The sequence below is a fragment of the Microbacterium gorillae genome, assembly GCF_050990725.1.
GTDB classification, from domain to species: domain Bacteria; phylum Actinomycetota; class Actinomycetes; order Actinomycetales; family Microbacteriaceae; genus Microbacterium; species Microbacterium gorillae_A.
The window spans coordinates 3,574,161-3,600,454 of sequence record NZ_CP158844.1; the positions used below are offsets into that span (position 1 = coordinate 3,574,161).

Here is a 26,294-nt window from a genome sequence, read left to right on the forward strand (position 1 = left end):
TCAGCCTTTCGTGGTGACGGTGGTGTCAGCGTGGCTCGGCATCCGCATGAATGCCAGCGCCACGGCGGCGATGATGAAGGCTCCGGCGCATACGGCCCAGATGGTGACATAGCCGCCGATCGACGAGGAGAGCGAGCCGGATGCCGTGAAGCCCGCGAGGATCACGGCGAAGACGGCACCGGCCGCGGAGCCGCCGAGCGTGCGCAGCGAGTTGTAGACACCGGTCGCGATGCCGGTCTGATCGCTCGGCGCGACCTCCGCCACGAGGGCGGGAAGAGCTCCGAGCAGCAGGCCCATGCCGATGCCGTTGATCGCGGAGACCAGGAAGATCTGCCAGAGCTGATCGTGGAAGGCGATCTGCACGAGCGAGCCGGATGCCGCCACGATGGCGCCGGTCACCAGCACCGATCGAATGCCGACCTTGCGTGCGATCGGCGCGAACGTGGCGGCGCCGATCGTGGCGAGGATCGTCACCACGGCTGTGACCGCGGATGCCGTGCCCGCGCTGGCGGCGAAGCCGTACCCGGTCTGTGCGGGGTCGGCGGTGAGGAACGTGGTCGACGGGGACTGCGCTCCGAACATCACCATGCCGAACAGGAAGGCGGTGAGGTACACCGGACCCATCCGAGGGGACACGATCAGGCGGACGTCGATGGCCGGAGAGGAAGAGCGCAGCTCCCACAGCACCCACAGCGCGAAGATCACGACGGCGGCTGCCAGCGTGCCGATCGTGGCTGCCGAGGCGAAGCCTTCGCTCGAAGCAAGGCGGAGGCCGAACAGCAGCACCACCATGGCCAGGCCGATGCCGACGAAGCCGAGCACGTCGACCTTCGCACCCGTGCGCGAGGTGGACTCGGGAACCTTGAAGAACACCGCGTACACGCTCACCGCGACGAGGAGCACCGGGATGAACAGCGTCAGGGTCAGGTTCGGCAGCAGCGCCGAGAAGACACCGGCCGAGATCGTGCCGAGGATCGCGCCACCGGTGAGGAACGACACCAGCAGGCCGATCGACGTGCGAGCAGTCTCGCCCTTGATGCGGTTGTGCACCAGCGCGATCTCCAGCGGCAGCCAGACGGCGAGCGGTCCCACCAGGATCCGGGCGGCCAGCACCAGCGGATAGTTCGGCAGCAGTGCGGTGACGACGGTGCCGATCAGCACGGAGATCACCGCGATGCGCAGCATCCGACGATGACCGAAGATGTCGCCGAGCTTGGACAGCAGCGGGACGCACACGGCGGCGGCGAGCGTCTGCACCGTGAGGAACCAGGTGATGTCTGCGTCAGAGACCTTCAGGTGACCCGCGATCTCGCCGAGCAGTGGGGCGTAGAAGCCCTGGACGAAGCCGCTGGCCAGCTCGCAGAAGATGAGGAACCCGACGACCGCGCGAGCGCTGACCTTGGGCAGGGATTGGGTGACGGGGGCGTCAGTGGACATGGTGGACCTGTTCGTCGGAGTCGTGGGAGCGACGCGGCGGGCGGGAGACGAGCGCGTCGATGATGTCGACGTAGGAGTGCTCGGCGATGCGAATGCGTTTGACGGACTGCCGGTACAGGGTGAGCCCGGCGATCGTGTCGAGGAGAACGTCATGGTGGACGTCGGCGGGGAGCTCGCCTCGGGCGATGGCGCGGTCGATGATCTCGATCCCCTGCGCTCTGCGGTGCTGGAAGAACCCGTCCCAGAGGGCCGGGAAGACGTCGGGCTCGAACATGGCGCGCAACCCGTGGCTCTGCTCAGGGGAGAGCTCCTGGTTGCGCTGGTTCTGCAGTGCGTGCTCGAGGAGGTCGGTGCGCACGTCGCCGGTGTCGGGCATGTCTCCGATCCGTACCTCCGACTGCAGCACGGCGGCGACCAGCGCACCCTTGTCGGCATAGCGACGGTAGATCGCGGTCTTGCCGCAGCCGGCGGCCTTTGCGACCTGCTCCACACTCAGCGCGGCGTATCCGCGTTCACCGAGAAGCCGTCCGGCGCTCTCGAGGATGCGGCGGGTGAGGTCTTCGTCGGTCGGACGGCCGGTGCGCTCGGAGCTGGTCGACGTCATGAGAGAAACGATACGGTACGACGTGTTTCGTAAGTGTTACAGGTCCATCACGATGCGGAGGGGGGCTTTTCGCGCCGCGTCGGAGCGCGAACTGTGCCCCGTCGACGACGCACTTGTGCGCGATCTCCTCGCGATCAGCGCCTCGGGGCGGCCACCGAGGAGGGGCTCAGCGGCGCAACGGGCCTCCGAGGCGATCAGCGTCTCCTGATCGCCACAGGTGGGCGGCTCAGCTCGTGGCCGGCGCGCATGCAGCTGCGCGGCGCGCGATGAGCATGATTCCGGCGGCCGCGGCGAGGAAGATCCCCGCGAGCATCGCCCATCCCGCGAGGCCGAATGTCAGCGCGGTGGCGTTGACCACCATCGGCGAGGCCAGTGCGCCGAGCGAGAAGCCCATTCCGAACACGCCCTGATACGCGCCCGCGCGCACCGGATCCGCCAGCTCGAAGCTGAGCCCCCAGGCGCCGGCCTGCGACAGGATCTCCGCGAACGTGTGCGCGACCATCGCGAGCACGAGCACCGTGATCGCAGCCCAGGTGGGAAGCCCGGCCGCGAGCGCGTAGATGAAACAGGCCGCAGCCATAAGCCAGCCCGCGATCATCGTCACGCGACCGGCGACGCGAACATCGTGCGTGCCGCGGGAGGCCTGAACCTGGAACAGCACTACGAGCGCCGTGTTCAGAATCAGAAGCACCGACACGATCACGGTCGGCGCCTGCGTCTCCTGCGTGATCCACAGCGGCACGCCGAGTTCGGCGACGCCGAACTGCATGCCGAACACCGCGGACAGCACGGTCAGCAGGAGATAGCGCGGATCCCGCCACGGCGAGCGCCGGCGCCAGTCGCGGCGCTCCTCCTGCGCCACCGTGTTGATCGAGCCGGTCGGGGTGCGCAGCGCGCTCGCGTTTCGTGCGGGTGCGTCGACGGTGGCAGGCAGGCGGAGCAGCGGGATCGACCCGATCGCGCAGAGCAGCCCCGCTACGAGGATGACCGTGCGGTACGCGGGTGCGGTGCCGAGCGCGAGGGCGATCGCGGCGATACCGGACCCCAGCGCGATCGACAGGTTCGTGACGGTCCGCAGCACCGCTCGCGCATGCACGCGGCGCTCGGGAGCGAGTCCGCGAGCGATGATGGCCGAGCGAGCCGAGTGACCCACCGAATCGAAGAATCCGGAGAGACTGGCGAGGATCAGGGCGGAGACGAAGTCGCCCGCGAGGGCATACCCGGCCAGCAGTAGACCACCGAGCGCCTCACACACGAACGCGATGCGTCGCGCGCTGCGGCGATCGGCCAGCCAGCCGCCCACCAGCGAGGCGACCACTCCGCACGCACTCGACACCGCGAGCACGACGGCCGCCTCCCCCGCACCGAGCCCGAGGATCTGCGTGAAGAACAGCACCGTCACGGTGAGGAACACGCCGCGACCCACACGGGACACGGCCGTCGAGATGACGAGGGTGCGCAGCACCGGCTCATTCATCGAGGCGGCGAGCCTGCGCCACAGCCCCTCACGAACGGGGGCGGGTTCTGCAGAGCTCATCATTCGATCCTCGCATGCGCGAGGGGACGGTCGTGTCGCGCCAAGTTGAGCGAGTTCGTTCTTCTGTTCCCGTTAATTCCGCAGTCCTCATACGCTTAATTAGTACACAAATTCGAGTACATGACTCATCAACAAGGAGGTGATTGAACTGCCGACTTACTCAAATGGTCAGATTCCGACCAGCGAGCTCACGAATGTGGGTGGCTCCTACTTTCGTAATGACGCTGCCGTAGCCCTCACAGCCATGCGCGGCGCCTACGCTGCCGCTCTCGGCCGTACGCTCATCATCAACGACGGGTACCGCGATCTCGCGGGCCAGTGGGACGCATGGAATGCATACCAGAACGGCACGGGAAACCTTGCCGCTTACCCGGGCACGTCCAACCATGGTTGGGCCATCGCCGCTGATTTCGGCGGCGAGATCTATTCACCAGGTCGCTCATCCGCGGGGCATGTCTGGCTCCGCAACAATGCCGCGAACTACGGATGGTGGTGGGCGGGAGCAAACTTCTCTCAAGTCGAATCGTGGCACTGGGAATTCAACGGAAACTACACGCCCCCAGCGGGCAGAAAGAAGGATGATCAGATGCGAGTAATTCGCTGGGCAACGAACGGCGGACAGGTCTTCACTGTCGGCCAGGAGTTCATCAAGTACGAAACCAACCCCGGTCAGGCTCAGACGATGGCTTCGATCCTCAACGGCGGTCCCATCATCGACGTCAACCACGAGGGCTTCAACGCCATTCAGCTCTCGATGGGCATCCCGTGGTCGGGCGTCGTGATGGCGACGCAGGGCAAGGGCTACACGCCGGACGGCGTTCGCGTCACCACCAGCGGGAACATCTGGTCTCGCGTCATGGAGATCAAGAACAAGTAACCCGGCCTGACTGAGCTGAACTCCCCCGCACCGAATCGCTCGGTGCGGGGGAGTTTCGGTCGATACCGATGCATGCGAGCTGAGGCCATCGCGTTCTCATCAGCGAATCAGCGGAGCAACAGTCTCGATGGGCCGCCATGCCGGCATAGGCAAGCGATCAGCCGCCGGGTCCCGACGGGTCGATCGGAGCACCGTCGCCGTGCTCAGGAAGGTCGCCGCGCTCGACAGGCTGCCCCTGCAGCCGCTTGAGTGCATCGGAGAAGAGCAGCTCGAGTTCAGCGGCCGACGGCACGTGTACTGCCTGCGCCGCAGCCCGCAGGTCCTCGGCGGACGCACCACGGCCGCTCACACGGATGAGTACATCGCCCCGCACCGCGAAGTACTCGTGCACGTCGCCCGCCGTTCGATGCCAGAGTCCATCGTCGTCCTCGTCACAGGTCACGGCAGCTTCGCCTGACTCGAACATCGGCATCTCTGCACAGGTCTCGGCGGTGACCTCTCCAAAGTCGGTGCGGATCGTCAGTATTCCGCCACGTGCCTCGCTGAACCACGACGCCGACATGCCGCTGGAGCCGGTCGAGCCGACCGACTGCACCGCGAGGTCGTACCCGTCGACATCGGTCGTGTAGACGAGCTCGGGAACGATGTCGAGGGAGCGCGCACTCTCAGCGATCTGCTCGGCATCTGCGGGGGCGTCTCCGCCCGCGCACGCGGTCACTGTCACGGCGACACAGGCCGCGATCGCGATGGCGATCGAAGACCGGAGCGAGGCATGGAGGCGCATGGCGCGATCCTACCCGGGGAGTGGGGACACGCTCCCAGATGTGAGTGCGCGGCCCACCCATTGCCGCGGTCCGCAGCCCCGCCGCGTCGTCGCCGTGCGATGGCCACCAGCTGCCATGGGCAGTGACGGCCTCGGTCGTGGTCTGCGCGAAGATCGCGGAGATCAGCGCGTTGTCCGGTTTCGAGCGCGCCGAGCCGAGCTTCTGGGTGACGTTGCGGGTCGAAATAAACCCGGCAACGCTGCCAGCCCGCGCCGGGCAGGATCGCTTTCACCGCGGCCTTCAGTCCGGCGTGTGAGTCCCTCGTCACGAGGGTCACGCCGAGCGGGTCGGCGTCGGTGGCGACCTTCAGCCCGCGCTCGCGCAGGCCACGGAGGAACTCGGTCCAGAAGTCGGTGGTCTCCGCGTCTCCCAGCGCCATCCCGAGGATCTCCCGGCGCCCTTCCCCGCTGACACCGTTGCTCGACAGCATCCAGGTGCCCAATCGCTGGGTCGCGACAGTGCTTGAGGGCGAATACCTGATTCACGTGGATGAGTTCCGCGCCGAACCGCCTCACTGGATCGCACAGGTCGCTGGCGCGACAGAGTTCTGGAAAGACGGCATCGAACTGCCACCGCTGCAAGAGATGTTCAACGCAACCTGCGGTACAGAAGCCGACAGCGCTTGGGTCACGGCGATCTCGCGCCTCGACGCCTCCGTGTGGAACCACGAGTGATGAGGGCGTGTCGCTGCACAGAATGTTGCGGAACAGGTCGCTCGCGGGCCTCAGGGACGGCGTAGGAGACCCGACTCGTCCAGACCACCAACAACCATCAGCTTTTCCGCGAGGGCAACGCCCGATGGTTGTCCGTTTCTCGATGCGAGCGGATCCAGCAGTTGTCCGAGACGGCTCAGATGCAGGGGCATCCATTGCTCCGCCGCGTGCCGGAGCGCATCCGCAATCAGGGAAGGATCTTCGCGAGTTTCGACAAGGTCAGCGATCGTACGCTCGGGCGTCATCGTCAGCAGGCCATCGACGTAAACGACGTCTTCTTCGTCAAGCCGCCGTACGCGGAGCCTCACCGCCGGGAGACGTGTCGTTCGCCGTCTGCGATGCGTCCGATGTCCCGTCTACGGTGGAGAAGTGACCTTCCGCCCCGCAGACCGCGTCTACGTCGATGAGTCGAAAGCGCGAGGCTACTACGTCGTTGCGACTGCCACCGCAATCGGCGATGTTCAGGCATCCGAACGGGCATTGCGCGATCTCCTCAAGCCGGGTCAGCGACGCATCCACTTCAAGAGCGAGAACGACAGTCGACGCCGCCAGATTCTCTCGCGCATGTGCACTCTTGAGGTACGTGTGTCCGTGTGGGTTGTCAAGCGGCGGTCAGACAAGGAAGCGCGGCCGCTGTCGCTCGGCGCACTCGCTGAGGAGGCCGTCCGCGCTGGTGTGGCGCAGCTGATCATCGAACGAGACGAGTCCCTCGAGCGGGCCGACCGCCGACTGATCGCGGACACAATCCGCCGCGCTGGATCTTCGGAGATGCAGTATCGGCATGTCGCGCCACATGAGCATCCGCTGCTCTGGGTGAGTGATGCCGTCGCCTGGTGCTACTCGAACGGCGGCGACTGGATCCGTCGCGTCGAAGCGATCGTAGAGTCCCGGGTCACTCGCCCTTAGAAACACGTGAGCCTGGCTCGTCATACCGTCCGGAAGACTGCCAGGCTCCGAGGGCTACTGCCCGCCGTGCTTCAAGTGTACCTCGGCGCGACCGTGGCGGGCCAGTGCAACTGATATCGACGTAAGGTCATGCTGTCCGATGGGCACAGACACCGAGTGGCAAATCGAGGAGCCTGATGAGGGATCACTATATTCCAGCCGCGTTTCTGGGGCGCTTCTCAGGCGAGGAAGGAGACGCGCTTCGGGAGCGGCGGTTGCAGGTCCTGCGCCCCGGTCAGCATGTTTCGCAACCATCACGCGCTGCGGCAATCGGGTTCGTTAACGACCTGTACGACGTGGACAACATTGACGGGCAAATGCATCCGTCGGGCGAGCGGTTCGTCGACGACCTCTGGGATGAGTATGAGCCACGCCTCTCAACCGCCCTCGACAATCTGATTGGTGGCACGCTTCCCCTCGTGGAGTGGCTTGAGGTTGTGGTCCCATTTGTCGCCTCGCTCACGGTTCGCGATCGGTTCTACGGGGAACGGCTGGTGAATGCGTGGCAGAACGACGCGAGTACATCGGACGAGGACTCCCTGTTGATTGAGCTCGCAGCGGACAAGTCCACCGTCAATCAGAACCGCATCATGGGGCGAAATCGAGCGATGGGGAAGCTACTCGTGTCTGGCTGGTCGCTTGGTACGACGCAAAGCGACTTGTGCACCTCTGACCTGGGATACGCCTATTACGTTGACACGATCGAACGCGATGGAGTTGAAGAGGTTCTCCTGCGCCTCATCGTGCCCATCTCGCGCCGCGCCTTTTTGGCAATTTCCCCTGAAGGCCCGTCGAAGGTCCTCTCCTGGGAAAAGGGTCGGTGGAGGCGAGATTTCTTTTCATTGCCTCCACAACCAGACCTCGCGCTCTCGGTCAACAGCCACGGTCGCCGGGTTCTCTCAGGACTTCGTTGCTGGAACTGCGGAGGCGTTGGCGGTTGTGGCCGACACCCCAAGGCGTGCGCGCACCCCATCGCATATTCAGAGCTTGCAGGAGTACTGGCCGTATGCGGTGCCATCGACGACCTTGAGCGGGCTATGGAGCGGGCTCAAGGTCGTTGCGGGACGCAACCTCCCGCCGCGGCATGCGCTTGAGACGCCCCTCAATCCGTTCGTAGGGATCATCGACCGGATTCATACACCAGTGTTCCTCGTCGGGGGCGCGAGAGGCGGTACTTGGCGATATCGCGAGCGTGGAGGATGGCGGGCTGGTCATTGATCTGTGAATCCGAAACCGCCCAGGCGCGGTGAGCCTGGCCTCCCTCGCCGTGCAACCGACCGGCACAAATCCGGCACAACGTCCGCCGCTGTCCCCACGCGCACCCTCCCGGATACGACAAAACCCCCGGAGATCCGGGGGTTTTCATCTGTAGCAGGAGCGGGGCTTGAACCCGCGACCTCACGATTATGAGTCGATCATTTGTCGGTTCCAGTCATTTCCAGTGATTTTGCCGCGTGATTTCGGGTTTACTGGGTGGCGATGATGACTGAAGATTACTGGCTTTAACCGTAGATCACTGGGTTAGACCGTAGTTCAGACCGTAGCAACCTCACCTCGGAGCGGCCGCTGCGCGTACGTCGTTGCCAACAGCTCGGCAGGCTCCGTGGTCGCGCGGCTCGAGAATCGATCAACGAGACGGCGTGACGAGCAGTCGGTGGCCCGTCAAAGCGCGGGCCGAGAGTCGTTCTCGTCGTCTGACGCGTCTAGAGTCTCGAAAGCAAGCTGATCTTCCGCGGCGTTCTGCAGCGACGTATCGTCCTCGAGCTCGACACCGACGACGGTCACGTCACCGCCCTCGATATCGAGCGCGACGGCCGCGCGGACCGCCACTTCGCTGCTCGCTTCGAAGTAGCGATCGTTGAGCTCACCAGTGATCTCAACCCTGTGCTCGTCGTCTGCGAACCAGTCGCCTTTGTGGACGCCACCTTCAAGAGTGATGATCGCGTTCGCAGTGCCCACGAGTACGTCAGGACTGTCTGAGCTCTCCTCGAACGTGAACTGCGACGTCTGATCGATGCTGGTGATCACGCTGCTCTCAAAGGCGGGTACCGTGAACTTCACGAACTCCGGGTAGTCGTAGTCTCCGCCGTAGCCCATCTGCATCTCGACGGCTTTGCCCTCCAACTCGTAGAGCGCTTCGGTAGCCGCGGTCACGAGGGCGAGCTTCGATGGGATCGGACCTCTCAGCTCATCGACAACGATCTTGAGAATGTCGTCCGACGAAACAGCCGTCGGGCCCTCGGGCTCTCGCGCGGATGCCTCCTCCATTGCACTCTCGACCTTTGCAATGACCAAAAGAAGGCTGTCCACTCTGTCTACGACGCCAGCTCTGACACCGAGGGCATCGAGGTCCCCCAGCAGATCGGGATGGAGAGATCGCGAGTTGGTATCGATGAACCCGTTGTCCGACGTCGCAAAGAGAATCACCTCGTACTGAGCGCCTGCAGCAGCAAGTTCGAGCACCGTTTCCCAGATCAGCACGTCTCTGAAGCCGACCGACTTCTTCTTGTTCTTGCCTCCGTGCTCAATTTCCATGAACGGTCGCCGGCGTTCCAGGTCACGTCTCAGTAGCGCTGCCGCTGCGACCCCAGGAACGGGCGCAGTCGTGACACCAGGGCGATCGAGGAGCCCGGTGAACGCGCTGTCTATGTCGGATTCGATGCGCTGCAACACGGCTGCCAGCGCGGCTGCAGTCTCATTGACGTCGACGCCCGATTCGCCAATCTCGGCAAGGCCGCCAGCCGCACTGTCGTGCGCCTCGTGTGCGCGCTCGACGCTCTGTCGGCGCAGCTCGTCGATCACCACCTGCGGGTATACGACGACGCAGTTCCCCTTCGCGGCCAGTTCCAAGAGCTTCTGACCGGACTCTTTCGCCAACCAGGCTCCGGCGACGACCGATGTCGAGCAGAGCCCCGCTCCTGTGGAAGAGATCACCGACGCTCCCGCGGTCGATGTGACGGAGCCTGCAGGTGGCGACAACGTCACCGCGCCGACGGAGGCTCCAGCGGCCGAGGAGCCCGACGAGAACGCCGTCGACCTGTCGACTGAGGAAGGCACTGTCTACCTGCACGCGGTGCAGGCGTTCAGCCCCCGTCTGGAGCGCTGGGTGGTCGACGGCGACACGCTGATCTTCCAGGAGCTCGACTGCCTCGGGAGGACCAAGAAGGACGTCACTGCCAACCTCGTCGACACGGGCGCGGACACCTACCTCGCGACGTGGGAGGGCGACAACCCGCTCATGCACTCTCCGCAGTCGAAGCTCACTATCACCGACACCGCACTCACGCCCGACTACGGCGAGATCGCATCCAGCCGCGCCGAGGCACAGGCGGACATCTACCAGAACATGTGCATCGAGGCCGGCGGCGCGATCGCCAGCTTCATCTTCTGAGCAGCACCCATCACCACAGAGATCGGAATCAGCATCATGACCAGCACCATCAACCGCACCGCTACTGCCGTCGCGCTCATCTTCACGGCAGGGCTCGGCCTCGCCGCGTGCACGTCGGCGGAGACGACCGGGAGCCCGGCCGGCGAGACCGGATCCCCTGCGACGCAGGGCGACGTCGGGAACACCGATGCGGAGCAGGGTAGTTCGTCCGGCAACGCCGCAGCCGGTGAGGCCACCTACAGCTTCGTCGACCTCGCCGTCCCGAGCGTCGGACGACCGAGCCTCGTCGCGTCGGAAGACGCCCCCTTCACCATCCAGTTCCCCGAGGCCGTGCGCGAGCTGCTTCCGGAAGAGAAGCGACCCGTGATCGACATGTACACGTTGACTCCTCGTACCTTCGCGCCAGGGCTGTGCGCTCTCGAGGTCATTGCGACGCCACACCCGGACGGCCCCGGCCTTGAGGGTCTCTACGGCGGCACGATCGACTCCGAGGGCACGGTCGTCGAGCGCGGTGCCGTTTACGGTGCAGACCTCTATGGCCCTGCTGTCGAGCTGGTCGACTCCCTGCCACGCGACGAAGATCTGAAGGATGCAGTGCGCGGCACCACCGAAGACGTCTCGCTCACCTACGCGCTCGACGACCTATCCGAAGCCGTGATCGTGAAGAACTGCTCGACGTCGACGGACGACGAGTACATGCGTCTCAGTTTCGGGAACGGCGGGCTCGACTACGTCTCCGACGTCAAGCCGGCAGACGACCTCTTCGACGACGTGGTTCTCGCACACTACGCAGGCGATGTGGTGGTCAGCGTCTTCCACGACGGTCTTACGACGGTCGTCGACTCGACCATCGTCGACGCGGAGCCCGACGTGCTTGGCGAGTGGGTGCTCATCGAGGAGTGATCGGAGACATGAAGGAACCCCCTGTCGACCGCCAGGGGGTTCCTTGCTGTTGGAGATTCGACGTCAGATTGCGGCCCTCTCAGCAGCAACCCGCTCGTCGAAGCCGTCCTTCGACTCCTCGACGTCAACCGACACATCGATGCTCCGCTCGTCCGCCGCCTCGAATCGGACGGCCGTGATCTCGAAGTCGGTGACGCTGCGTGCATGCTGGAAGCGCGGATCGACGATGTCCCACGGCAGATCGGCGATGAATGCCTCGCCCTCGGGGGACTCGACCCATTCCTGAGCGGCCGCCTCGAGCTGGTCCTCATCGAAGCCCTCGAGGTCACCGAGAGCCTCAGTGGTGACGATGGTGGCGTCAAGATCGCCCGGGCCGGTGTTGACGTAGGGGCCGGCCGAGGCAAGCTCGTCGGTTGAAAGCAGTGCGATATCGTCGTTCACGCACGCCAGGATATCTAGCGGCGCTCCTTCTCACTGGGAACGAGCCCTGGCGCTCTTGAATCGGGTCACATCCCGCTCGAAGTGAACGATGCCGTGCGGCTCAGTACACCACGGCTCGCCTTCGCAGACGCCCTGCGTCTTGCCGACCGCCCACGCGCGGTACACGTCGACACCGTCGCCTAGGATCTCTCCGAGCTGCGTCGCGGTATAGCCGAGGGTGCACGCGGGCTCGGGGAGGGTCATCATTCCATGATGCTGCGTCGCAGGAGATCGAGACAAGGCACAGGGTGAGGAACGATGGCCAGCGTGTGGAACTCGGCTCTCATGCTGCGTCGAGGACCACAACACGTTTGCCGGGATGGCCACCGACTTCGAGGTCGCGGTGTGCTGTCGCAACCCGGTCGAGTCCATTGTATAGGTTGGCGACCACTATCTTCATCGTTCCAGCTTCGATCGCGCGAAGGTAACGCTCGAGGGCATCAGTGGGAAGGTCCTGTGCGCCGCCGCTGTAGCTCGTCAAGCGCACGCCATTGGGGATCGTGAAGGGTGAGAAGTCTGGGAAGGTCCGCTGTCGATAGCGGGACGACGACGCCTGACGCCGCTGGCGTCACACACGCGCGTGATCGAAAAGATCTGGTGGCCCTCCGGGAGACGGGGGCGCATGTCAGAGAGGTCTTCGGCTTCCATCGTCGTCGCCCCGGCGGGCGATCGTCGCCGTGCAGCGCGGTATGAACACCAAATCGATCGGCGGATGTGACTTCGGGAGTGGTTAGAGGCCCTCACCCTCGTCAACGAGCGCTGCAATCCGTTCCGCGCGCGTCAGTGTGCTCAGGGGTTTTCCCGGTAGCAACAGGATGGACACGACACAGATGACAGCCAGAACCGCACCGATCAGGTACGCGTCCCCGACTGCTCGGGCGTAAGCATCGCGCACGATCACCTCGAGCGCGATGCCCAGGGTGCCCGGGTCGGAGACCTGATCCAGCTGAACCCTGTGGAGGCCGGCGCTGGGGGCCGCTTTCGCTATCGCATCGTTGACCAGGAACTGGGCGCGCGCGGCGATGACGGCCCCCAAGCCAGCGAGGCCGATGGTCCCGCCCAGGCTTCGGAAGAAGACGACACCGGCACTGGCGACACCGAGCTGCCGGGCATCGACGTTGTTCTCGGCCATGAGCACGAGGTTCTGCATGACGCTGCCGATGCCGAAGCCGACGAGGGCCATGTATACCCACAGCAGCGGGTAGGGGGTGGTGGTGGTGATGGTGCCGAGAAGGACTAGGCCGAGCGCTTGGGCGCTGCCTCCTGCTGCCATCCACTGCTTCCAGTGCCCTGTGCGGCTGATCATCGCGCCCACAACCGTCGATGCGACGGTGACACAGATGAGCTGCGGGAGGGACGCGATGCTCGACTCTGTGGCGGAAGCGTTCCGCGCAACCTGGAGATACTGGCTCATGAACACGGTGGCACCGTAGGTCGAGACCCCGACCGAGATGCTCGCGATGACCGTGAGCACGAAACCCCGGTTCTTGAACAGCCCCAGGGGAAGGATCGGTTCCGCGACACGCGACTCGACGATCAGGGCAATGACGAGGAGCAGAACTGCCGCGCCCAGAACACTGAGGCTGAGCGGGGAGCCCCAGTCGAAGAGGTCACCCCCGAGCGTGACCCAGATCAGCAGAGCCGAGATTCCCAGTGTGAGGAGCAAGGCTCCGGCGTAGTCGATGCGGACGTGCTTCGACTGGGCGGCCGCACCGGCGGGGATCGTGAACGGCACCACGACGAGCGAGAACAGGGCGATGGGGGCGGACCCAAAGAAGTTCCACCGCCACCCGAAGACATCGGTGACGAGGCCGCCGATCAGCGGGCCACCGATGGTCCCGAAAGCCATGACCGCTCCGAAGAGCCCCATGTACTTGCCGCGTTCTCGGGGACTGATGATGTCCGCCATGACGATCTGCACCAGTGAGAGAAGCCCGCCCGCACCCAGTCCTTGGAAGACTCGGCCGACGATCAACCAGGTGGCGTCGGGGGCGATTCCGGCGGTGACGCTGCCGATCAGGAAGAAGATGAGTGCGACCACGAGCAGGGCCTTGCGGCTGAGCTGATCAGAGAGCTTCCCCCACACAGGTGTGCTCACCGTGATCGCGAGAAGCGTCGCCGTCACAATCCACGTGAGCGTCGCTTGATTCCCGTTGAGGTCCGCGACGATCTTCGGAAGCGACGTGGAGACGATAGAGCTCGCGAGCATCGCGACGAGGAGCCCCGACAGCAGGCCAACGAGGGTGCGGCCGATGGGCACTCGGAGTGTGGTGTCTGTGTCACTCACCGGCGGCCTCGAGATCGGAGATCAGTCCCTGCACCCGCGCACGGGCTCTGTCCAGAACACCGGTGCCGGGGGCGACGTGGACGCGGCCCGCGGCGATTGCAGCGAGTGCAGCCTCAGCCACCTCGAGCGGGCTCAACGCTCCGGCTCCAAGGCTTGCGATGTTCCCGGACATACCTGCGGGGAGCTGAATGGCACCGAGGGACGCCGAGTTCTGGCCGAGCGGCGTGTCGACCAGCCCGGGGCAGAGGACCGTTGCTCCGAGCAGTTCGTTGACCGTCTTGAGTTCGAGATCGAGCGTCTCAGTGAGACCGACGACAGCGTGCATCGATCCCGTGTACGGCGTTCGCAGAGGCAACGGCGCGAGACCGCCCGAGGACGCGGTGTTCAGGATATGCCCGCGTCCTTGAGCGATGAGGATGGGGGCGAAGGCCCGGACGCCGTTGATGACGCCGCCGATCTTGACGGAGATCATCCGGTCCCATGTTGCGGGCGTCTGTTCCCACATGGGGGCGGCCGGCGACACGAGACCGGCGTTGTTACAGACGAGGTGCACGGTCCCGAACGCTTCGAGCGCCCGCTCTGCCAGGTTGCAGACAGAATCGCTGTCCGCGACGTCAGCCGCGATGGCGATGGCCTCCGCGCCTGCATCTCGCAGTTCAGCCGCCGTCCGCTCGGCGGCCTCGGCGCGGACGTCCGAGATGACGACGCGACCGCCTCGTGCGATCACAGCCCGCGCAAGGCCGAGACCGATGCCACTCGCGCCACCCGTGATGACAGCGACGTCGCCCGTTTCGATCTTCATGTTGCTCCTTCGGCGGCTGCCCGCCCATCGTGGTTCTATCTCGAGTGGCGCTTCCCCAGTTGCGCTGGGTTGCACCGCTCTGACGAGTGCGGCGGAGGGGCGGCACTCGGAACCGCCCCTCCTACTCACCTCAGTGCTGCGTTGACGGCTTCGAGAAGCTGGGTCAGTTTCTCTTTGGGCATCGCTGTACCCCCGCTCAGCGAGCGGATGCGTCCGACGGGGATCCGCATCGCCGACTTGTTGGCATCGATTCCGAGCTCGTTCGAGGCGACGGCGCTGTCGCCTCGCCCGCTGCGCTGCAGAGCGTCTGCGATCACCTTTGCCGCGGTCGGATTCGCGAGAAGTTCCCCGATGGTCGACTCTTCGGTGAAAGGCCGGATGACGTCATCGCCCTCGATCTCAACGGTCACGCTCGCCCGGATATCGCGGCTCGAGGCACCGACATGCACCTGATACGTGCCGCCTTCGACGACCCAACGGTGAAGCTGGATATCCCAGTAGGCCAGGTCAGACCTTGAGATGTCGAGGGCAACGGTCATTTCTTCCCCCGCAGCGATCTCGACGGCTCGGAATGCCTTGAGCTCGCGAGGTGCTCGCTGCACGGCACTGTCGGGCTTGGAGAGGTAGACCTGCACCACCTCGCGTCCGTCACGCTCCCCCTCATTCGTGACGGTTACCGAAACCTGCACGCGCTCGTCCGAAGCGGTTGCATCCGCGTCGGCATATCCGAACCGCGTGTAGGAGAGCCCATGACCGAACGGGAACGCCACATCACGGTTGAGGAAGTCATACCCCCGGTAACCCACCAGAATTCCTTCGCCGTAGCGCGAGTGAAGCTGATCCCCGGGGTATGTCGGGAAGGACGGCGCATCTTCCAGACGCAAAGGCACCGTCTCAGCGAGTCGACCGGACGGATTGACCGCACCGAAGATGACGTCGGCGATCGCGCCTCCGCCAGCCTGACCGAGGATGCTGGCGTCCACGACGGCGGGCACTAGCTCTGCCACTTCGGCAAGGCGAACCACGCCACCATGAACGATCACGGCGACCGTACGCGGCTGCACATTCGCCACCGCGCGGAGAAGCTCGATCTGGTGAGGGGGGATGTCGATGTCGACACGGTCGGTGCCTTCTGCCTCCTCGGCAGCCGTCAGCCCGATGAACACGAGTGCGGCGTGGGCCGTTTCTGCGAGTGCGACCGCTTCGGCAGTGAGTTCCTCCTGGTCACTCCCGTCGAATCGGTAGCCGTGCGCGAAGGAAAGCACCGCTTCCGGGGCTGCCGAACGGAGCTCATCGAGCGGCACATCGACCCGGGTCGGGACGACACGCGAACTACCTCCGCCCTGAATGCGCGCTTCTGAAGCGAACGGTCCGACAACCGCGATGGACTTGTCCGTCGAAAGTGGGAGCAAGTCACCGGCGTTTTTCAGGAGCACGATGGCACGGCTCGCGACTTCCCGGGCGAGCGCGTGATGGGCATCGTGATCCACAACGGTGTTCGGATGCGCGCGGCGCGCTTCCTCGGCACGCTTGGCGAGCTGTACGACGCGCCGAACGCGAGCAGTCAGCACGTCCCTGGCGATCTCGCCTCGTTCGACTGCCTCGATGACGTCCTCATCGGCGGATGCGTCACCGCCGGGCATCTGGAGATCGAGACCGGCGCGTGTCGCCGCCACGCGGTTTCCGACCGCGCCCCAGTCGCTGACGACGAGGCCGTCATAGCCCCAGTCTTCCCTGAGGACCTGGGTGAGGAGCCACTCGTTCTCCGTCGCCGCGACGCCGTTGAGCTTGTTGTAGGCGGCCATGACCGTCCACGGGTGTGCGTTGCGGATGACTCGCTCGAAGCTCTTGAGGAAGATCTCGCGGAGCGGGCGCTCGTCGATGTCGGCGCTCACCCGCATGCGGTTGAGCTCCTGGTTGTTGGCGGCGAAGTGCTTCACCGATGCGCCAGCACCCTCACGCTGCAAGCCGGTGACCCACGCCGCCCCGAGGTGTCCGCTGAGCACGGGATCCTCCGAGAAGTACTCGAAGTTGCGTCCGCACCGCGGGTCACGCTTGATGTTGACGCCGGGGCCAAGCAGCACATCGGTGCCGAACGCACGAGCTTCCCTCCCTAGGGCTTCACCCACCCGCTCGAGTAACTCCGGATCCCAGGTCTGAGCCAGGGCCGTGGCCGGCGGGAAGCAGGTAGCGGGGTCGCTGGGTGCGATGCCCATGTGGTCCGTATCTCCGGACTGGTGACGAACACCGTGCGGACCGTCCTCAAGAACCACTCGAGGAAGTCCACCGATCTCCTTAGTCACCCAGAACGCCGCGCCACTTCCCAGCAGAGCCTTCTCTCGATCAGAGAGTTTGTCGACGAACGCGTCGACGTCGATGGAGTCGTTGGCAGAGGTACTCATTGATTTCCTTATCTATCGCGTCTTCTTGAGCAGCGAGAACAGGACCCCGGAGACGGCGAGGAATCCCGTGGCGACGATGAATGCGGGCGCGAATGTTCCGGTGATCGCGATGGCGGCCGATGTCACAGCCGGGGCGATCGCTTGTCCGCCCGTTGCGGCAACGTTCAGGAACCCGAGATCCTTGGCGGACGAGTCCGTTTCGGGGAGAACTTCGGTACTGACGACCTGTTCCACCGAGTTGTAGACCCCACCGCCGAGGCCGTTGCAGATGCCGAACACGACCATCGCCCACGGCTGCTGAACGAAAACGAGGAACAGCGTCCCGAAAGCGATCAGGATCGTTCCTCCGACGATGAACACCTTGCGCCTCTTGAAGAGATCCGAGAGCGGACCTGCGGCCGTGCCGACGACCACGGACGCGAGGAGCTGAACGACACCGAGTAGGGACATGATGCCGGCTGCTTCCTGCTGGGAAGCGCCCAGGTAGTCGGTGATGATGTACAGCTGGTACCCCGTGACGACGTACGTACCGATGATGTTGAACACTCGCCCGAAGAAAACGAAGTAGTAGTCGCGAGACTCGTGCATCGGGAACGCGAACGCCTTCACCAGCGACTTCGCGGAGAACGGCACGCGCGGCTGGTCCTTGTTCGACGGCTCCGGAGCGATCAGCCACACGAGCGGGCCAGCAATCAGCACCAGGAACGCAAAGATGAACATTCCAGTGGTCGGGTCGCTGAGAAACCGTGGAGCGGCGATCTGTCCGATCAGGGCGATGCCGAAGAGCTGACCGAGGCCGTAGAGCGCCGACATCGTGCCGCGGCGAGCGATCGGCACACGGTCAGGGAGCATCGCAATGAGCGGGGCGATGATGGCGTTCAGGAAGAACTGGAACACGCACCATCCGAAGACGAGAACGGGAATCGAGGATGCGCTGGCGACGATGAGCAGTCCAGCAGTACCGCCGACGGAGCCGACGAGCATCCACGGGATGCGTCGGCCGATGCGAGTGCGGGTCATGTCGGACAGCGCGCCGAACAAGACGTTCGCGACGGTAGCGACGATGACGCCACTAGACGCGACGAGTGCGACAACACCGACTTTGCCGTCCGGGGCCAGCACTTCGATGCGCGCCGGAAGGAAAACCGCGTTGAAGGCCATGAACGGGCCCATGCACAGCATGGAACCGATGGCCAGAGCGAGCGCGATACGAATCGGCCGCCAGGGCTGGGCCGGCACAGACACAGTGTTCTGCACGAGGGCGGGTTCGTTCAACTTTGAACTTCCAATCTGAGTAGCTCGGGTCGGGCAGAGACGAGGCACCATAACCTGCACCCCTGCAAGTAAGGATGCTACAACGCTACTTGCACCCTCGCAAGTAGAAAGAGTGGGAAGATCGAACCATGGCACAACGTCGTATGCGGATGACCGCCGAGGACCGCAAAGAGCAGCTCATCGAGCTCGCATCCCAAATGATCGCTAAGCAGGGTTTTACCGGCTTCTCGATCTCCGCACTGGCGGCCGCAGCTGGACTGACCCGCGCAGGTGTGTCTCATCATGTCGGCTCGAAGGAAGAGCTTCTCGTCGAGGTCATCCGGCTCAAGGAGCGTCAGTCGTCGCAGGTGACCCGCGACGCAGTGCAGCGCGCGGGGCAGATGAACCCTCGTGAAATCCTCGACATACTTTTTCGTCGCAACATTGAGCGGCCCGAGATCACACATTTGTTCACCACTCTGGCTGTGGAATCGATTCGACCCGACCACCCCGCGCACGAGTACTTCGCTGATCGCATTACCCGCGGTGCCCGTCAACTGCGTCCCCTGCTCGAATCGGTGAGTGATCACCCCGAGCGCATGGCCATCGAGATCCTGTCGTTCATGGACGGGCTGCAACTCAACTGGCTCAGAGACCGATCCATCGACGTGTGGGCACACTGGAGCGCATTCGCGGACCGATACGTGCCGAAATCCGGTGACGGAGCATCGACGCCCGCCGCCGAACATAACTTGTAAGAAGTAGAGCTCACTCCCCGGTAGCGGGAGTCGGGGGCCTACTCGTTCGCGTCGCCGTGCTCGCGCAGTGACAGTCGCTCTTGCAGAAGCTCATCTCCGTCCTGCTTGGTAGCTGCGTAGCGAGTTCCGGCCACGTTCGATGGGCGGGCCGCGTAACGCGATCCTCCACCGAGAACGCTGTTCGGAAATACAACGGTCGGGAGCTCACGGTGCGCAGGTTGCACGCACTCGACGTCGGTGCAATCGCGCCCGGCGAGTTCTGCCGCTCGATATTCCTGAATCACATCAAGCCCACGCACATCGCTCAGCGCCGACGCAACGAGTGTGCGAGCATAAGAGGCGGGTGCGACACCCGCGCGAGATCACGAATCTAGACCGTAGCCTTGACCGTAGCTCGCTGAGATGACAGAAAAAGAAAGGCTCCAGACCCGGGAGAATCCCTGATCTGGAGCCAAATTCTGTAGCAGGAGCGGGGCTTGAACCCGCGACCTCACGATTATGAGTCGTGCGCTCTCACCAACTGAGCTACCCTGCCGCACGGCATTTTCATGCCTTGAGCCCCGAGTCAGGATTGAACTGACGACCCCTTCCTTACCATGGAAGTGCTCTGCCACTGAGCTATCGGGGCGTTGTCACCCTCACCGGGGCAACTCATCTAGCGTACCAGATGATGGAGGCGACTCCTGACAACTCACTCCGTGTGAGCGCGCAGCCAGGCAATCGGATCGATGGTCTTGCCGTCGATGATGATCTCGAAGTGCATGTGCGCACCGAAGGACCGTCCGGTGTTGCCGGTGAGGCCCAGAACGGTGCCCACGGTGACCTGGTCGCCGGCCTTCACGCGCAGCGAGCCGTACTGCATGTGCGCGTAGTGGCTCGTGACGACCTGGCCGTCGATCTCGTGATCGATGTAGACGTTCACGCCGTACGCGCCGCCGTTCTCGGTGGCGATGCGGACGGTGCCGTCGGCGATCGCCTGCACCGGCGATCCGTCGCCCGGCTGGAAGTCGGCGCCCTCGTGCATCCGGCCGTCGCGCATGCCGAAGCCGTCACCGACCGGGACACCCACGGCGAACGGCCACTGGATCGGTGCGGAGACGTTGTTCACGAATACGGCCGACGAGTAGTTGCGGATGCCGCTCTCCTGAGCGAGTTCAGCACCGGAGATCGTGGAGTAGTTCTCGCTGCGGGCCAGGTCATCGGTCAGCGCGTCGCCCGAGGCGACGAACGCCTGGATGTCGCTCTTCGCCGTGGTCGGGCCGGTGTTGGCGACCGACGCGACAGCCGAGCTGCCCCCTATCGACGGCGGCAGCGCCATCGCGACCACCAGGGCCGCAGCGGCGCCCATGACACCGATCGATGCGCCGGCCGTAGCGATACGACGAACGTTGCGACGTTTGCGCGGAGCCACGTGCAGGTACGCCGGAAGGTCCGATACCGGAACGGTGGTGTCGGCGGCAGGAGCGCTCGGCTCCTCGATGATCGATGTCACCTGGGTGTGTCCAGCCTCAGCGAACACACGCGAAGCCTCAGCGAAGGCATCGCCTTCAGGATCGGCGATGACGTCGGAAACGTGCGCGGCAGGAACCGTCGGCGCGGCGGTCTCAGCGGCACGAGCCTTCTGCGCGCGACGTGCATCGCCGCGCCGCGAGGCGTGGGGACGCGCGAGCTGAGCGGCATCGAGCGTGGGTTCGGCGGGCACGACAGCACCCTCGGTGGGAGCAACGGCAGCGGCGGCGATCGTGACGGCGGCAGCGCGAGCGCGCAGTTCACGCCGCGTCAACTGCGCACCAGAGTTGGCGGGAGCGGATTCGTCGCGGTCAGCTTCAGACACAGCGCCGTCACCGGCTCGGGTGTGATCTATCGACAAGAACTCGTTACCTCAGGTTGGCCACACAACGGCGACACGTACAGATTCAGGGGGGCGTATCGATCTTAAACTGCGGGTCAGTAAAAGTAACGATCAGGTAAAGGCTACCCCCGCTCCGCTGAAAAAGCCATCCGAAGGGTGAACTCCGTTCGGGATCCGCGGCCTCACTCGGTGAGTGCGGCGACCACGCGATCGTGCGCAGGCCGGGATCCCGCGACGATCCGCGGGCGCGCTCCCTTGGCTTCCAGGAACGACACCGTCCCCCCGGCCTCGGTCACCAGCAGAGCTCCTGCCGCGTGATCCCACGCTTTCAAATCACGTTCGGAGTAGGCATCGATCCGGCCGGCCGCCACCGACGCCAGGTCCAGCGACGCGGCCCCGAAGCGACGTAGGTCACGGGCGAACGGAAGGAGCCGGGCGATCTCCGCAAGGTCACCAGCGTGCGTCGACACGTCGTAGCCGAAGCCCGTAGCCACAAGCTCCCCCGCGGCACTCGGTTCGGCCACCCGCAACGTGACGCTTGTTCCGTCACCCGCGTCCAGTCGCGCTCCCGCACCCCGTGCCGCGCTGAACATCTCGCCGGTCGCCGGCGCGTAGATCGCACCCGCCTGTGCGGTCCACTCACCGACCCGCGCGGGACCGGAGACCACGGCGATGCTCACGGCCCAGAATGGAATGCCCTGCGCGTAGTTGACGGTGCCGTCGATGGGATCGACGATCCAGGTCAATCCGTCGGCAGGCACGGGATCGTATTCCTCACCGATGATGCCGTCCGCAGGCCTCTCGCTCGCGAGGCGGTCGCGGATGAGTCGTTCGACCTCACGGTCGGCCTCCGTGACGATGTCGGCGAGCGTGGACTTCGTCGCCGCGATCCGCACCCCCTCCGCGCGTCGGCGAGCGGCGAGCTCCCCGGCCTCGCGTGCGATGTCGATGGCCAGGTCGCGAAGCTCCACACTCATGCCGCCAGCCTAGGCGTGAGCGTCGGAGTGCGCGCGGGCTTGCCGGAGGTCCGCGAGGGAACTCCGGCGAGTGACGGCACCCGCGAGAAACACGTCCTTCCTCGCCCACAGGAACGATTCGGGACCTTTCGGATCGATGGCAGACTGATCGAACTCTGACGTGAAGGAGAGCACCGATGGGCGACGATTTCTCGAATGCCTGGCGACCCATCCTGGCGGCGCTGGCCAATGATGCCGCCCGCGAGCTGTTCGCCCATCTCGTGCTTCAGGGACATACCGGGGCCGGTGAGTATCTGGACTCGCTCTCCCCGTCGCGAGCGAATCACGTTCGCTCAGCCCTCCTCAACGCCGGGATGGTGCGCGTGGACGGCGACGGGCAGCTGCATCTCGAACCAGCCGCGTTCGCGAACGCCTTGCGTGCCGCGGCGGCTCCTCCCGCACGGACGGGCATCGAGCGATTCTTGACCGCCGATGGTGCGATCAAGGCCTATCCGGCCAACCTCACGGAGCGCGGCGAGCTGCTCGCGCTCATCGCTCGAACCTGTGTGGGCGAGGAGGAGGTGCTCTCGGAGGCTGAACTCAACGCGAGGCTGGAGCGATTCTCGCCCGACGTCGCCGTGCTGAGACGGTATCTCGTCGACTACGGCGAGCTGGAACGGACGCGCAGCGGGTCGGAGTATGCCCGTGTCACGCCGACGCCCTGACGGCCACACGAACGGCGATCATCGACCCCGGATGAGATCCGCCTACTCGGCGCCGCCCTCTGACCGGCCGCGCAGGGCTTCGACGGTCTTCTGCAGGTGTGTCTGCATGATCGCGTGAAACGCAGCACCGAGCAACGAGGCGACCAGCGCGATGCCTCCGAAACCGAGCAGCGCGGCCCCGAAGGCCATGCCCGAGACGCTTGCCCCATGCGGCGCCGCGGCCGACGAGAAGTACGAGATCGCCCCTACGACCAGCGCGATGATCGCGAGAGCTGTCAGCGTCGTCAGCGACAGCGGTCGGGAGATGCGCGGGGATCCTGCGGGCTCTCGTGCGGCAGGCGAAGACGTAGCGCCGTTCTCAACTGTCATAGCGTGAGGGTATCGAAGCGCCCGTGGGCAGGGTCGCTGCATCCACGAAGCCCGAAGCCGTGTGTAGACGAACAGTCACGCCACACCCAATCGCTGGCGCATGACCTCCTCGGCCCCGGAATCCATCTGGCGATGCGCCCACTGGCCGACACCCTCGCGCGGCTGCGCATAGGTGACCCCGCGCACCTTCGTGAGGAGGTCTTCCTCGTAGACACGCAGGAGCTTGACGGGAACACCGAGCTCGTCGGCGAGGTAGTGCTGGTCGGAGTTGACCGCTTCCAGGCGGGCGTAGGTCGGCGCCTCGATCAGCACACGAGCCGCGAATCGGTCGGCCTGCCGCTCGCGATCCAACTCGGCCGGGGTGGACGGAGTCCGGGCGCACGGGTGCTCGAGATGAACGTGACCCAGCTCGTGAGCGAGGTGATAACACTGCTCGTCATCGGTGAGGCGCACTTCCAGAAAGATGCGCCGCATTGACGGAATCCAGCACGCGAGCAGGTCACCACGCAGTTTGCTGATGTACACCACCACGTCGTATTGACCCGCCAACACCAGAAGCCGTTCCAGTCGGTCCATACGCTCTCCCCCTTACTCGGCCCACGGCACTTCGTCGGCCTTGCGCACGCCGCGCGACGCCGCATAATCGAGGCTGTCCAGGTCGGGCGTCTCGACGTAGTCGATAGTGTCGCCCGGGGTTACGACATTGCGCCTGCGGAGGTGTGTCAGGTTGCCGCCGGTCGATGGCGCATCCGTCGCATCCGGGACGCCGATGACCGTGTCTCCGCCGGCTACAAGATCGTCGCGGCCCGTCACATACAGCTCGCCGTCGCGTTCGCCGTACTCCACCGCGAGACGTGAGTACGCGTCTTCCACCACCCTCGTCGGGTCCACGTCGATGTACTCGCAGGCCTCGCAGAACACCGTCAGTGGCATCTCGACCTTGCCGTTCAGCCATCGATTGAACGCCGCGGGCTGACGGCCGATGCCCTCGGCGACGCCCTTCGCCGTGAACTGCTGGCTGATGATCCGACCCTTGAGCTCGAGACCGACGTACCGCGAGAAGGTCTCCGCGCGCTTGCGAATGTTCATATGAGCACACTACTGCTCGAAATGAGCAATAGCAATGCCCAGATCGGCTATCGCAAGCTCTTGACGCATGCCCACACGAGCATCTACGTTGTCCATATGAGCAATTTCATCACCGACTGGACGGCCGCGGCGGTTCGAGACGCCATCGCGGAGGTCGGTCGGTCGAAGATCTCGCTCAGCCAGGAGACGGGGATCACATACCCGACCCTGAACCGGAAGTTGTCGGGCAAGACGGAGTTCTCATTCTCCGAACTCCTACTGCTTGCCGAGGCGCTCGGCGTCTGTCCCAGCCAGTTCACCCCGCCGCCGTTCCGGCGCGGCGCACCACCGGGCGCGGGTCCCTAGGACGCGCTCCACCAGGAAAACAGAATCGCCTCCGCGGCAACGGAGGCGACTCATCAGAAAGCAAAGGCAATGCTCACTCACAGTATGACACCCCTGCGCACCGCGCCGGCCCCCTCCCCGCGCCACGTCGCCCGGTCGCACGGAATCGTGTTCCGCATTCTTGCGACGTCTCCCGAACCACTCACGCTGGCCGAGATCGTGGAACAAGCGGCAGGCATCACGAACCTGTCCGCGTCGCGGATCCGGTCGGCGGTGCCCGAACTTCGCCGAAAAGGCGAGATCACCTACGCCTCGATCTCCCGCCGGGTCCCGAGACACCCGGTCGGACATCACGTCCTCGCTCGCTTCAACGACCAGTTCCACGAGTGCTCGCTCTGCGATGTCGAGCACTGGTGGCGACAGATCGCCGGCGATCTGTGGCGGGCCGAGCTCGTCGGGCCGTGCGGCAACAGCATGACCGTCAACTTCTCCGAAGAAGGGTGCTTCTGATGGGCACTCTGACATACCTGGGTCGAACCCTTGCGGATTCCACGGACCGCACGTGGTCGCTGAGTGTCCATGGCACGGTGATCGGCGCATCTGCGGCCTCGAAGTTCGCCCTGCCCGGATCGGTCGAGACCTATGTCCGGCAGATCCTGAAGCCCCAGACATTCCTCGGAAACGAGATCACCGAGAACGGGCATCGGCGGGAGCCCTATCTGCTCACGTGGGCCGGCGCCGAACGCAACACCCAGTTCATCCATGCGGTCGGCAACACCCGATTCGCCGCGACTCCCGACGGCGTGATCAGTACGCGCGACGGCATGCGCCTCGCGCAGACCACGGCGAAGCACAACAGGATCGTGACCGGCCCGACGCCCGCCGAGATTCGGCAGATGGCTTGGCAGCTCATGTGCGTGCCGGAAGCCGACGGCGTCGATTTCGTGTGGGGCGAGTACGTGCGGGAGCCGGACAGCGTGTGGGTGCTGCGCCGTGATCCCGAGACGATCCGGTTCGACCGGGACCATCCGTCCATCACCCGGGCGACGGCCCTGATCGTGCCGATCGCTCACGAGGTCATCGCCGCGCTCGACAGCGCGCGCCTCACCGCGAAGGGACTCTCATTCTGATGGTGATCACTGCTATCGCGGATGGGACGGGAGTCCCGCGGGTACCCGTCTCGGGTCGGAAGTGGACGCCGACGAGTGAGCCGACGGTGCTCCAACTGCTCCCGATCGGCACGCGCGGCCCCGAGAGGCCGCGAGTGAGCCGAGTTCGAGACGTTCGCGAGGATCCGCCGTTCCCCTGGATGGTGGCGTACCGCGGCGCGCTGCGGTGGCACCACACGTTCCCCGACGCGATCACCAACGCAAACGCGCTCGCCCGCGCTCGAGCGATCACCCACATCGAGACCGAGACAGAGAGGACCACACATGACCGTTGACATCGAGGCGAAGGACGAACTCCGAAACGCTGCGAAGCCGTCCGAGTGGGTGACCGTCCCCGTGGCCGCGGCGCTCGCGGGCCGAGCGCCCCGCACCATCTATGACTGGATCACGAAGGGCGACCTCGCAACACGGCAGAACCGAGACAACGTGACCGAGGTGCGCTCCAACGCGGTCGTCCGCGTTGAAGCCACCAAACGGCGCGGCAGGCCGAAGGGAAGCCCCACGCTGCGCTGGTGATTCTCGTCGCAAATATGCAAACTCCACAATGCCCGCAGACTCGAAAGGAGAGGGTCGAGAACGACGCCCACCGACCCGAT

At 64.9% G+C, this 26,294-nt stretch carries 31 protein-coding genes, 2 tRNA genes and 1 pseudogene; 13 read left to right on the forward strand and 21 right to left on the reverse strand.

Annotated features, from left to right (window positions below; translation table 11 throughout):
- The 3 genes from ABTV68_RS16515 to ABTV68_RS16525 form a co-directional block, all read right to left on the reverse strand.
- Positions 1-1,437 carry an MFS transporter gene (locus ABTV68_RS16515; RefSeq protein WP_433674784.1) on the reverse strand — a complete coding sequence of 479 codons (1,437 nt, stop codon included), beginning with the start codon at positions 1,435-1,437 and terminating at the stop codon, positions 1-3.
- Positions 1,427-2,041 carry a TetR/AcrR family transcriptional regulator gene (locus ABTV68_RS16520; protein ID WP_433674785.1) on the reverse strand — a complete coding sequence of 205 codons (615 nt, stop codon included), beginning with the start codon at positions 2,039-2,041 and terminating at the stop codon, positions 1,427-1,429. Before ABTV68_RS16520 ends, ABTV68_RS16515 begins: the two co-directional genes overlap by 11 nt.
- A 226-nt stretch (positions 2,042-2,267) precedes the next feature.
- Positions 2,268-3,578 (reverse strand): MFS transporter, encoded by a 1,311-nt coding sequence (locus ABTV68_RS16525; protein WP_433674786.1) that lies wholly within the window; start codon positions 3,576-3,578, stop codon positions 2,268-2,270.
- Positions 3,579-3,717: 139 nt separating this feature from the next.
- On the opposite strand from ABTV68_RS16525, the gene ABTV68_RS16530 reads away from it, so the two are divergent.
- Positions 3,718-4,455 carry a M15 family metallopeptidase gene (locus tag ABTV68_RS16530; protein ID WP_433674787.1) on the forward strand — a complete coding sequence of 246 codons (738 nt, stop codon included), beginning with the start codon at positions 3,718-3,720 and terminating at the stop codon, positions 4,453-4,455.
- Between the two features lie 157 nt (positions 4,456-4,612).
- On the opposite strand, the gene ABTV68_RS16535 is transcribed toward ABTV68_RS16530, so the two are convergent.
- Together ABTV68_RS16535 and ABTV68_RS16540 are read right to left on the reverse strand one after the other, a co-directional pair.
- Complete coding sequence (locus ABTV68_RS16535; RefSeq protein ID WP_433674788.1) at positions 4,613-5,239, reverse strand: hypothetical protein; 627 nt, start codon at positions 5,237-5,239, stop codon at positions 4,613-4,615.
- A 10-nt stretch (positions 5,240-5,249) separates the two neighbouring features.
- Positions 5,250-5,694 (reverse strand): annotated as a pseudogene (locus ABTV68_RS16540) (transposase); the annotation flags it as partial.
- Position 5,695: 1 nt separating this feature from the next.
- On the opposite strand from ABTV68_RS16540, the gene ABTV68_RS16545 reads away from it, so the two are divergent.
- Positions 5,696-5,953, forward strand: a complete 258-nt coding sequence (locus ABTV68_RS16545; RefSeq protein WP_433674789.1) for a hypothetical protein — start codon at positions 5,696-5,698, stop codon at positions 5,951-5,953.
- 50 nt (positions 5,954-6,003) lie between these two features.
- Here the strand turns inward: ABTV68_RS16545 and ABTV68_RS16550 are convergent, their stop codons facing one another.
- On the reverse strand, positions 6,004-6,300 hold the full coding sequence (locus ABTV68_RS16550; RefSeq protein ID WP_433674790.1) for a hypothetical protein: 297 nt from the start codon (positions 6,298-6,300) through the stop codon (positions 6,004-6,006).
- 61 nt (positions 6,301-6,361) lie between these two features.
- Here ABTV68_RS16550 and ABTV68_RS16555 point away from each other — a divergent pair, with 61 nt between their 5' ends.
- Both ABTV68_RS16555 and ABTV68_RS16560 read left to right on the forward strand, forming a co-directional pair.
- The gene (locus ABTV68_RS16555) at positions 6,362-6,898 is read left to right on the forward strand and encodes a hypothetical protein (protein ID WP_433674791.1); all 537 of its coding nucleotides are present in this window, start codon (positions 6,362-6,364) and stop codon (positions 6,896-6,898) included.
- Positions 6,899-7,074: 176 nt separating this feature from the next.
- Positions 7,075-8,031, forward strand: coding sequence for a DUF4238 domain-containing protein (locus tag ABTV68_RS16560; RefSeq protein WP_433674792.1), 957 nt, complete (start codon positions 7,075-7,077; stop codon positions 8,029-8,031).
- A 568-nt stretch (positions 8,032-8,599) separates the two neighbouring features.
- On the opposite strand, the gene ABTV68_RS16565 is transcribed toward ABTV68_RS16560, so the two are convergent.
- On the reverse strand, positions 8,600-9,871 hold the full coding sequence (locus ABTV68_RS16565) for a PIN domain-containing protein (protein WP_433674793.1): 1,272 nt from the start codon (positions 9,869-9,871) through the stop codon (positions 8,600-8,602).
- Between ABTV68_RS16565 and ABTV68_RS16570 the strand changes: the two genes are divergently transcribed.
- Together ABTV68_RS16570 and ABTV68_RS16575 are read left to right on the forward strand one after the other, a co-directional pair.
- The gene (locus ABTV68_RS16570) at positions 9,858-10,328 is read left to right on the forward strand and encodes a hypothetical protein (protein ID WP_433674794.1); all 471 of its coding nucleotides are present in this window, start codon (positions 9,858-9,860) and stop codon (positions 10,326-10,328) included. The two genes, ABTV68_RS16565 and ABTV68_RS16570, sit on opposite strands and share 14 nt — an antisense overlap.
- Before the next feature lie 36 nt (positions 10,329-10,364).
- On the forward strand, positions 10,365-11,231 hold the full coding sequence (locus ABTV68_RS16575; protein ID WP_433674795.1) for a hypothetical protein: 867 nt from the start codon (positions 10,365-10,367) through the stop codon (positions 11,229-11,231).
- 63 nt (positions 11,232-11,294) lie between these two features.
- On the opposite strand, the gene ABTV68_RS16580 is transcribed toward ABTV68_RS16575, so the two are convergent.
- The 7 genes from ABTV68_RS16580 to ABTV68_RS16610 form a co-directional block, all read right to left on the reverse strand.
- Positions 11,295-11,672 carry a hypothetical protein gene (locus ABTV68_RS16580; protein ID WP_433674796.1) on the reverse strand — a complete coding sequence of 126 codons (378 nt, stop codon included), beginning with the start codon at positions 11,670-11,672 and terminating at the stop codon, positions 11,295-11,297.
- 30 nt (positions 11,673-11,702) lie between these two features.
- Positions 11,703-11,918 (reverse strand): hypothetical protein, encoded by a 216-nt coding sequence (locus ABTV68_RS16585; RefSeq protein ID WP_433674797.1) that lies wholly within the window; start codon positions 11,916-11,918, stop codon positions 11,703-11,705.
- Between the two features lie 76 nt (positions 11,919-11,994).
- Positions 11,995-12,198 carry a zinc-binding dehydrogenase gene (locus ABTV68_RS16590; protein WP_433674798.1) on the reverse strand — a complete coding sequence of 68 codons (204 nt, stop codon included), beginning with the start codon at positions 12,196-12,198 and terminating at the stop codon, positions 11,995-11,997.
- Positions 12,199-12,441: 243 nt separating this feature from the next.
- Positions 12,442-13,998, reverse strand: coding sequence for an MFS transporter (locus ABTV68_RS16595; RefSeq protein WP_433674799.1), 1,557 nt, complete (start codon positions 13,996-13,998; stop codon positions 12,442-12,444).
- A complete protein-coding gene (locus tag ABTV68_RS16600) occupies positions 13,991-14,800 on the reverse strand; it encodes an SDR family NAD(P)-dependent oxidoreductase (RefSeq protein ID WP_433674800.1) in 810 nt (269 codons plus the stop codon). The genes ABTV68_RS16595 and ABTV68_RS16600 overlap by 8 nt, the downstream gene beginning before the upstream one ends.
- A gap of 125 nt (positions 14,801-14,925) precedes the next feature.
- Positions 14,926-17,202, reverse strand: a complete 2,277-nt coding sequence (locus ABTV68_RS16605; RefSeq protein WP_433674801.1) for a glycoside hydrolase family 3 C-terminal domain-containing protein — start codon at positions 17,200-17,202, stop codon at positions 14,926-14,928.
- Positions 17,203-17,214: 12 nt separating this feature from the next.
- Positions 17,215-18,441 (reverse strand): MFS transporter, encoded by a 1,227-nt coding sequence (locus ABTV68_RS16610; RefSeq protein WP_433674802.1) that lies wholly within the window; start codon positions 18,439-18,441, stop codon positions 17,215-17,217.
- A 164-nt stretch (positions 18,442-18,605) separates the two neighbouring features.
- Between ABTV68_RS16610 and ABTV68_RS16615 the strand changes: the two genes are divergently transcribed.
- Complete coding sequence (locus ABTV68_RS16615) at positions 18,606-19,214, forward strand: TetR/AcrR family transcriptional regulator (protein WP_433674803.1); 609 nt, start codon at positions 18,606-18,608, stop codon at positions 19,212-19,214.
- A 461-nt stretch (positions 19,215-19,675) separates the two neighbouring features.
- Here the strand turns inward: ABTV68_RS16615 and ABTV68_RS16620 are convergent.
- The 4 genes from ABTV68_RS16620 to ABTV68_RS16635 all read right to left on the reverse strand — a co-directional run bounded on the left by ABTV68_RS16620 (position 19,676) and on the right by ABTV68_RS16635 (position 22,043).
- Positions 19,676-19,749, reverse strand: a tRNA-Met gene (locus ABTV68_RS16620).
- Between the two features lie 21 nt (positions 19,750-19,770).
- Positions 19,771-19,842 (reverse strand) — tRNA-Thr (locus ABTV68_RS16625).
- A gap of 63 nt (positions 19,843-19,905) precedes the next feature.
- The gene (locus ABTV68_RS16630) at positions 19,906-21,048 is read right to left on the reverse strand and encodes a M23 family metallopeptidase (protein WP_433674804.1); all 1,143 of its coding nucleotides are present in this window, start codon (positions 21,046-21,048) and stop codon (positions 19,906-19,908) included.
- 200 nt (positions 21,049-21,248) lie between these two features.
- The gene (locus ABTV68_RS16635; RefSeq protein ID WP_433674805.1) at positions 21,249-22,043 is read right to left on the reverse strand and encodes an inositol monophosphatase family protein; all 795 of its coding nucleotides are present in this window, start codon (positions 22,041-22,043) and stop codon (positions 21,249-21,251) included.
- A gap of 176 nt (positions 22,044-22,219) precedes the next feature.
- On the opposite strand from ABTV68_RS16635, the gene ABTV68_RS16640 reads away from it, so the two are divergent.
- Complete coding sequence (locus tag ABTV68_RS16640) at positions 22,220-22,747, forward strand: DUF2087 domain-containing protein (RefSeq protein ID WP_433674806.1); 528 nt, start codon at positions 22,220-22,222, stop codon at positions 22,745-22,747.
- A gap of 42 nt (positions 22,748-22,789) precedes the next feature.
- Here ABTV68_RS16640 and ABTV68_RS16645 read toward each other — a convergent pair whose 3' ends face one another.
- The 3 genes from ABTV68_RS16645 to ABTV68_RS16655 form a co-directional block, all read right to left on the reverse strand.
- Positions 22,790-23,116 (reverse strand): hypothetical protein, encoded by a 327-nt coding sequence (locus ABTV68_RS16645; RefSeq protein WP_433674807.1) that lies wholly within the window; start codon positions 23,114-23,116, stop codon positions 22,790-22,792.
- A gap of 75 nt (positions 23,117-23,191) precedes the next feature.
- Positions 23,192-23,692: an ImmA/IrrE family metallo-endopeptidase gene (locus ABTV68_RS16650; RefSeq protein ID WP_433674808.1), complete on the reverse strand. Its 501-nt coding sequence runs from the start codon at positions 23,690-23,692 to the stop codon at positions 23,192-23,194.
- 12 nt (positions 23,693-23,704) lie between these two features.
- Positions 23,705-24,205, reverse strand: a complete 501-nt coding sequence (locus ABTV68_RS16655) for a hypothetical protein (RefSeq protein ID WP_433674809.1) — start codon at positions 24,203-24,205, stop codon at positions 23,705-23,707.
- 96 nt (positions 24,206-24,301) lie between these two features.
- On the opposite strand from ABTV68_RS16655, the gene ABTV68_RS16660 reads away from it, so the two are divergent.
- The 5 genes from ABTV68_RS16660 to ABTV68_RS16680 all read left to right on the forward strand — a co-directional run bounded on the left by ABTV68_RS16660 (position 24,302) and on the right by ABTV68_RS16680 (position 26,214).
- A complete protein-coding gene (locus tag ABTV68_RS16660; protein ID WP_433674810.1) occupies positions 24,302-24,550 on the forward strand; it encodes a helix-turn-helix domain-containing protein in 249 nt (82 codons plus the stop codon).
- 84 nt (positions 24,551-24,634) lie between these two features.
- Positions 24,635-25,039 carry a hypothetical protein gene (locus tag ABTV68_RS16665; RefSeq protein WP_433674811.1) on the forward strand — a complete coding sequence of 135 codons (405 nt, stop codon included), beginning with the start codon at positions 24,635-24,637 and terminating at the stop codon, positions 25,037-25,039.
- Positions 25,039-25,659 carry a hypothetical protein gene (locus ABTV68_RS16670; protein WP_433674812.1) on the forward strand — a complete coding sequence of 207 codons (621 nt, stop codon included), beginning with the start codon at positions 25,039-25,041 and terminating at the stop codon, positions 25,657-25,659. The genes ABTV68_RS16665 and ABTV68_RS16670 overlap by 1 nt, the downstream gene beginning before the upstream one ends.
- Positions 25,659-25,973 carry a hypothetical protein gene (locus tag ABTV68_RS16675; RefSeq protein WP_433674813.1) on the forward strand — a complete coding sequence of 105 codons (315 nt, stop codon included), beginning with the start codon at positions 25,659-25,661 and terminating at the stop codon, positions 25,971-25,973. Before ABTV68_RS16670 ends, ABTV68_RS16675 begins: the two co-directional genes overlap by 1 nt.
- Entirely contained in the window at positions 25,963-26,214 is a 252-nt protein-coding gene (locus ABTV68_RS16680; RefSeq protein WP_433674814.1) for a hypothetical protein, read from the forward strand. Before ABTV68_RS16675 ends, ABTV68_RS16680 begins: the two co-directional genes overlap by 11 nt.
- The last annotated feature ends 80 nt before the right edge of the window (positions 26,215-26,294 follow it).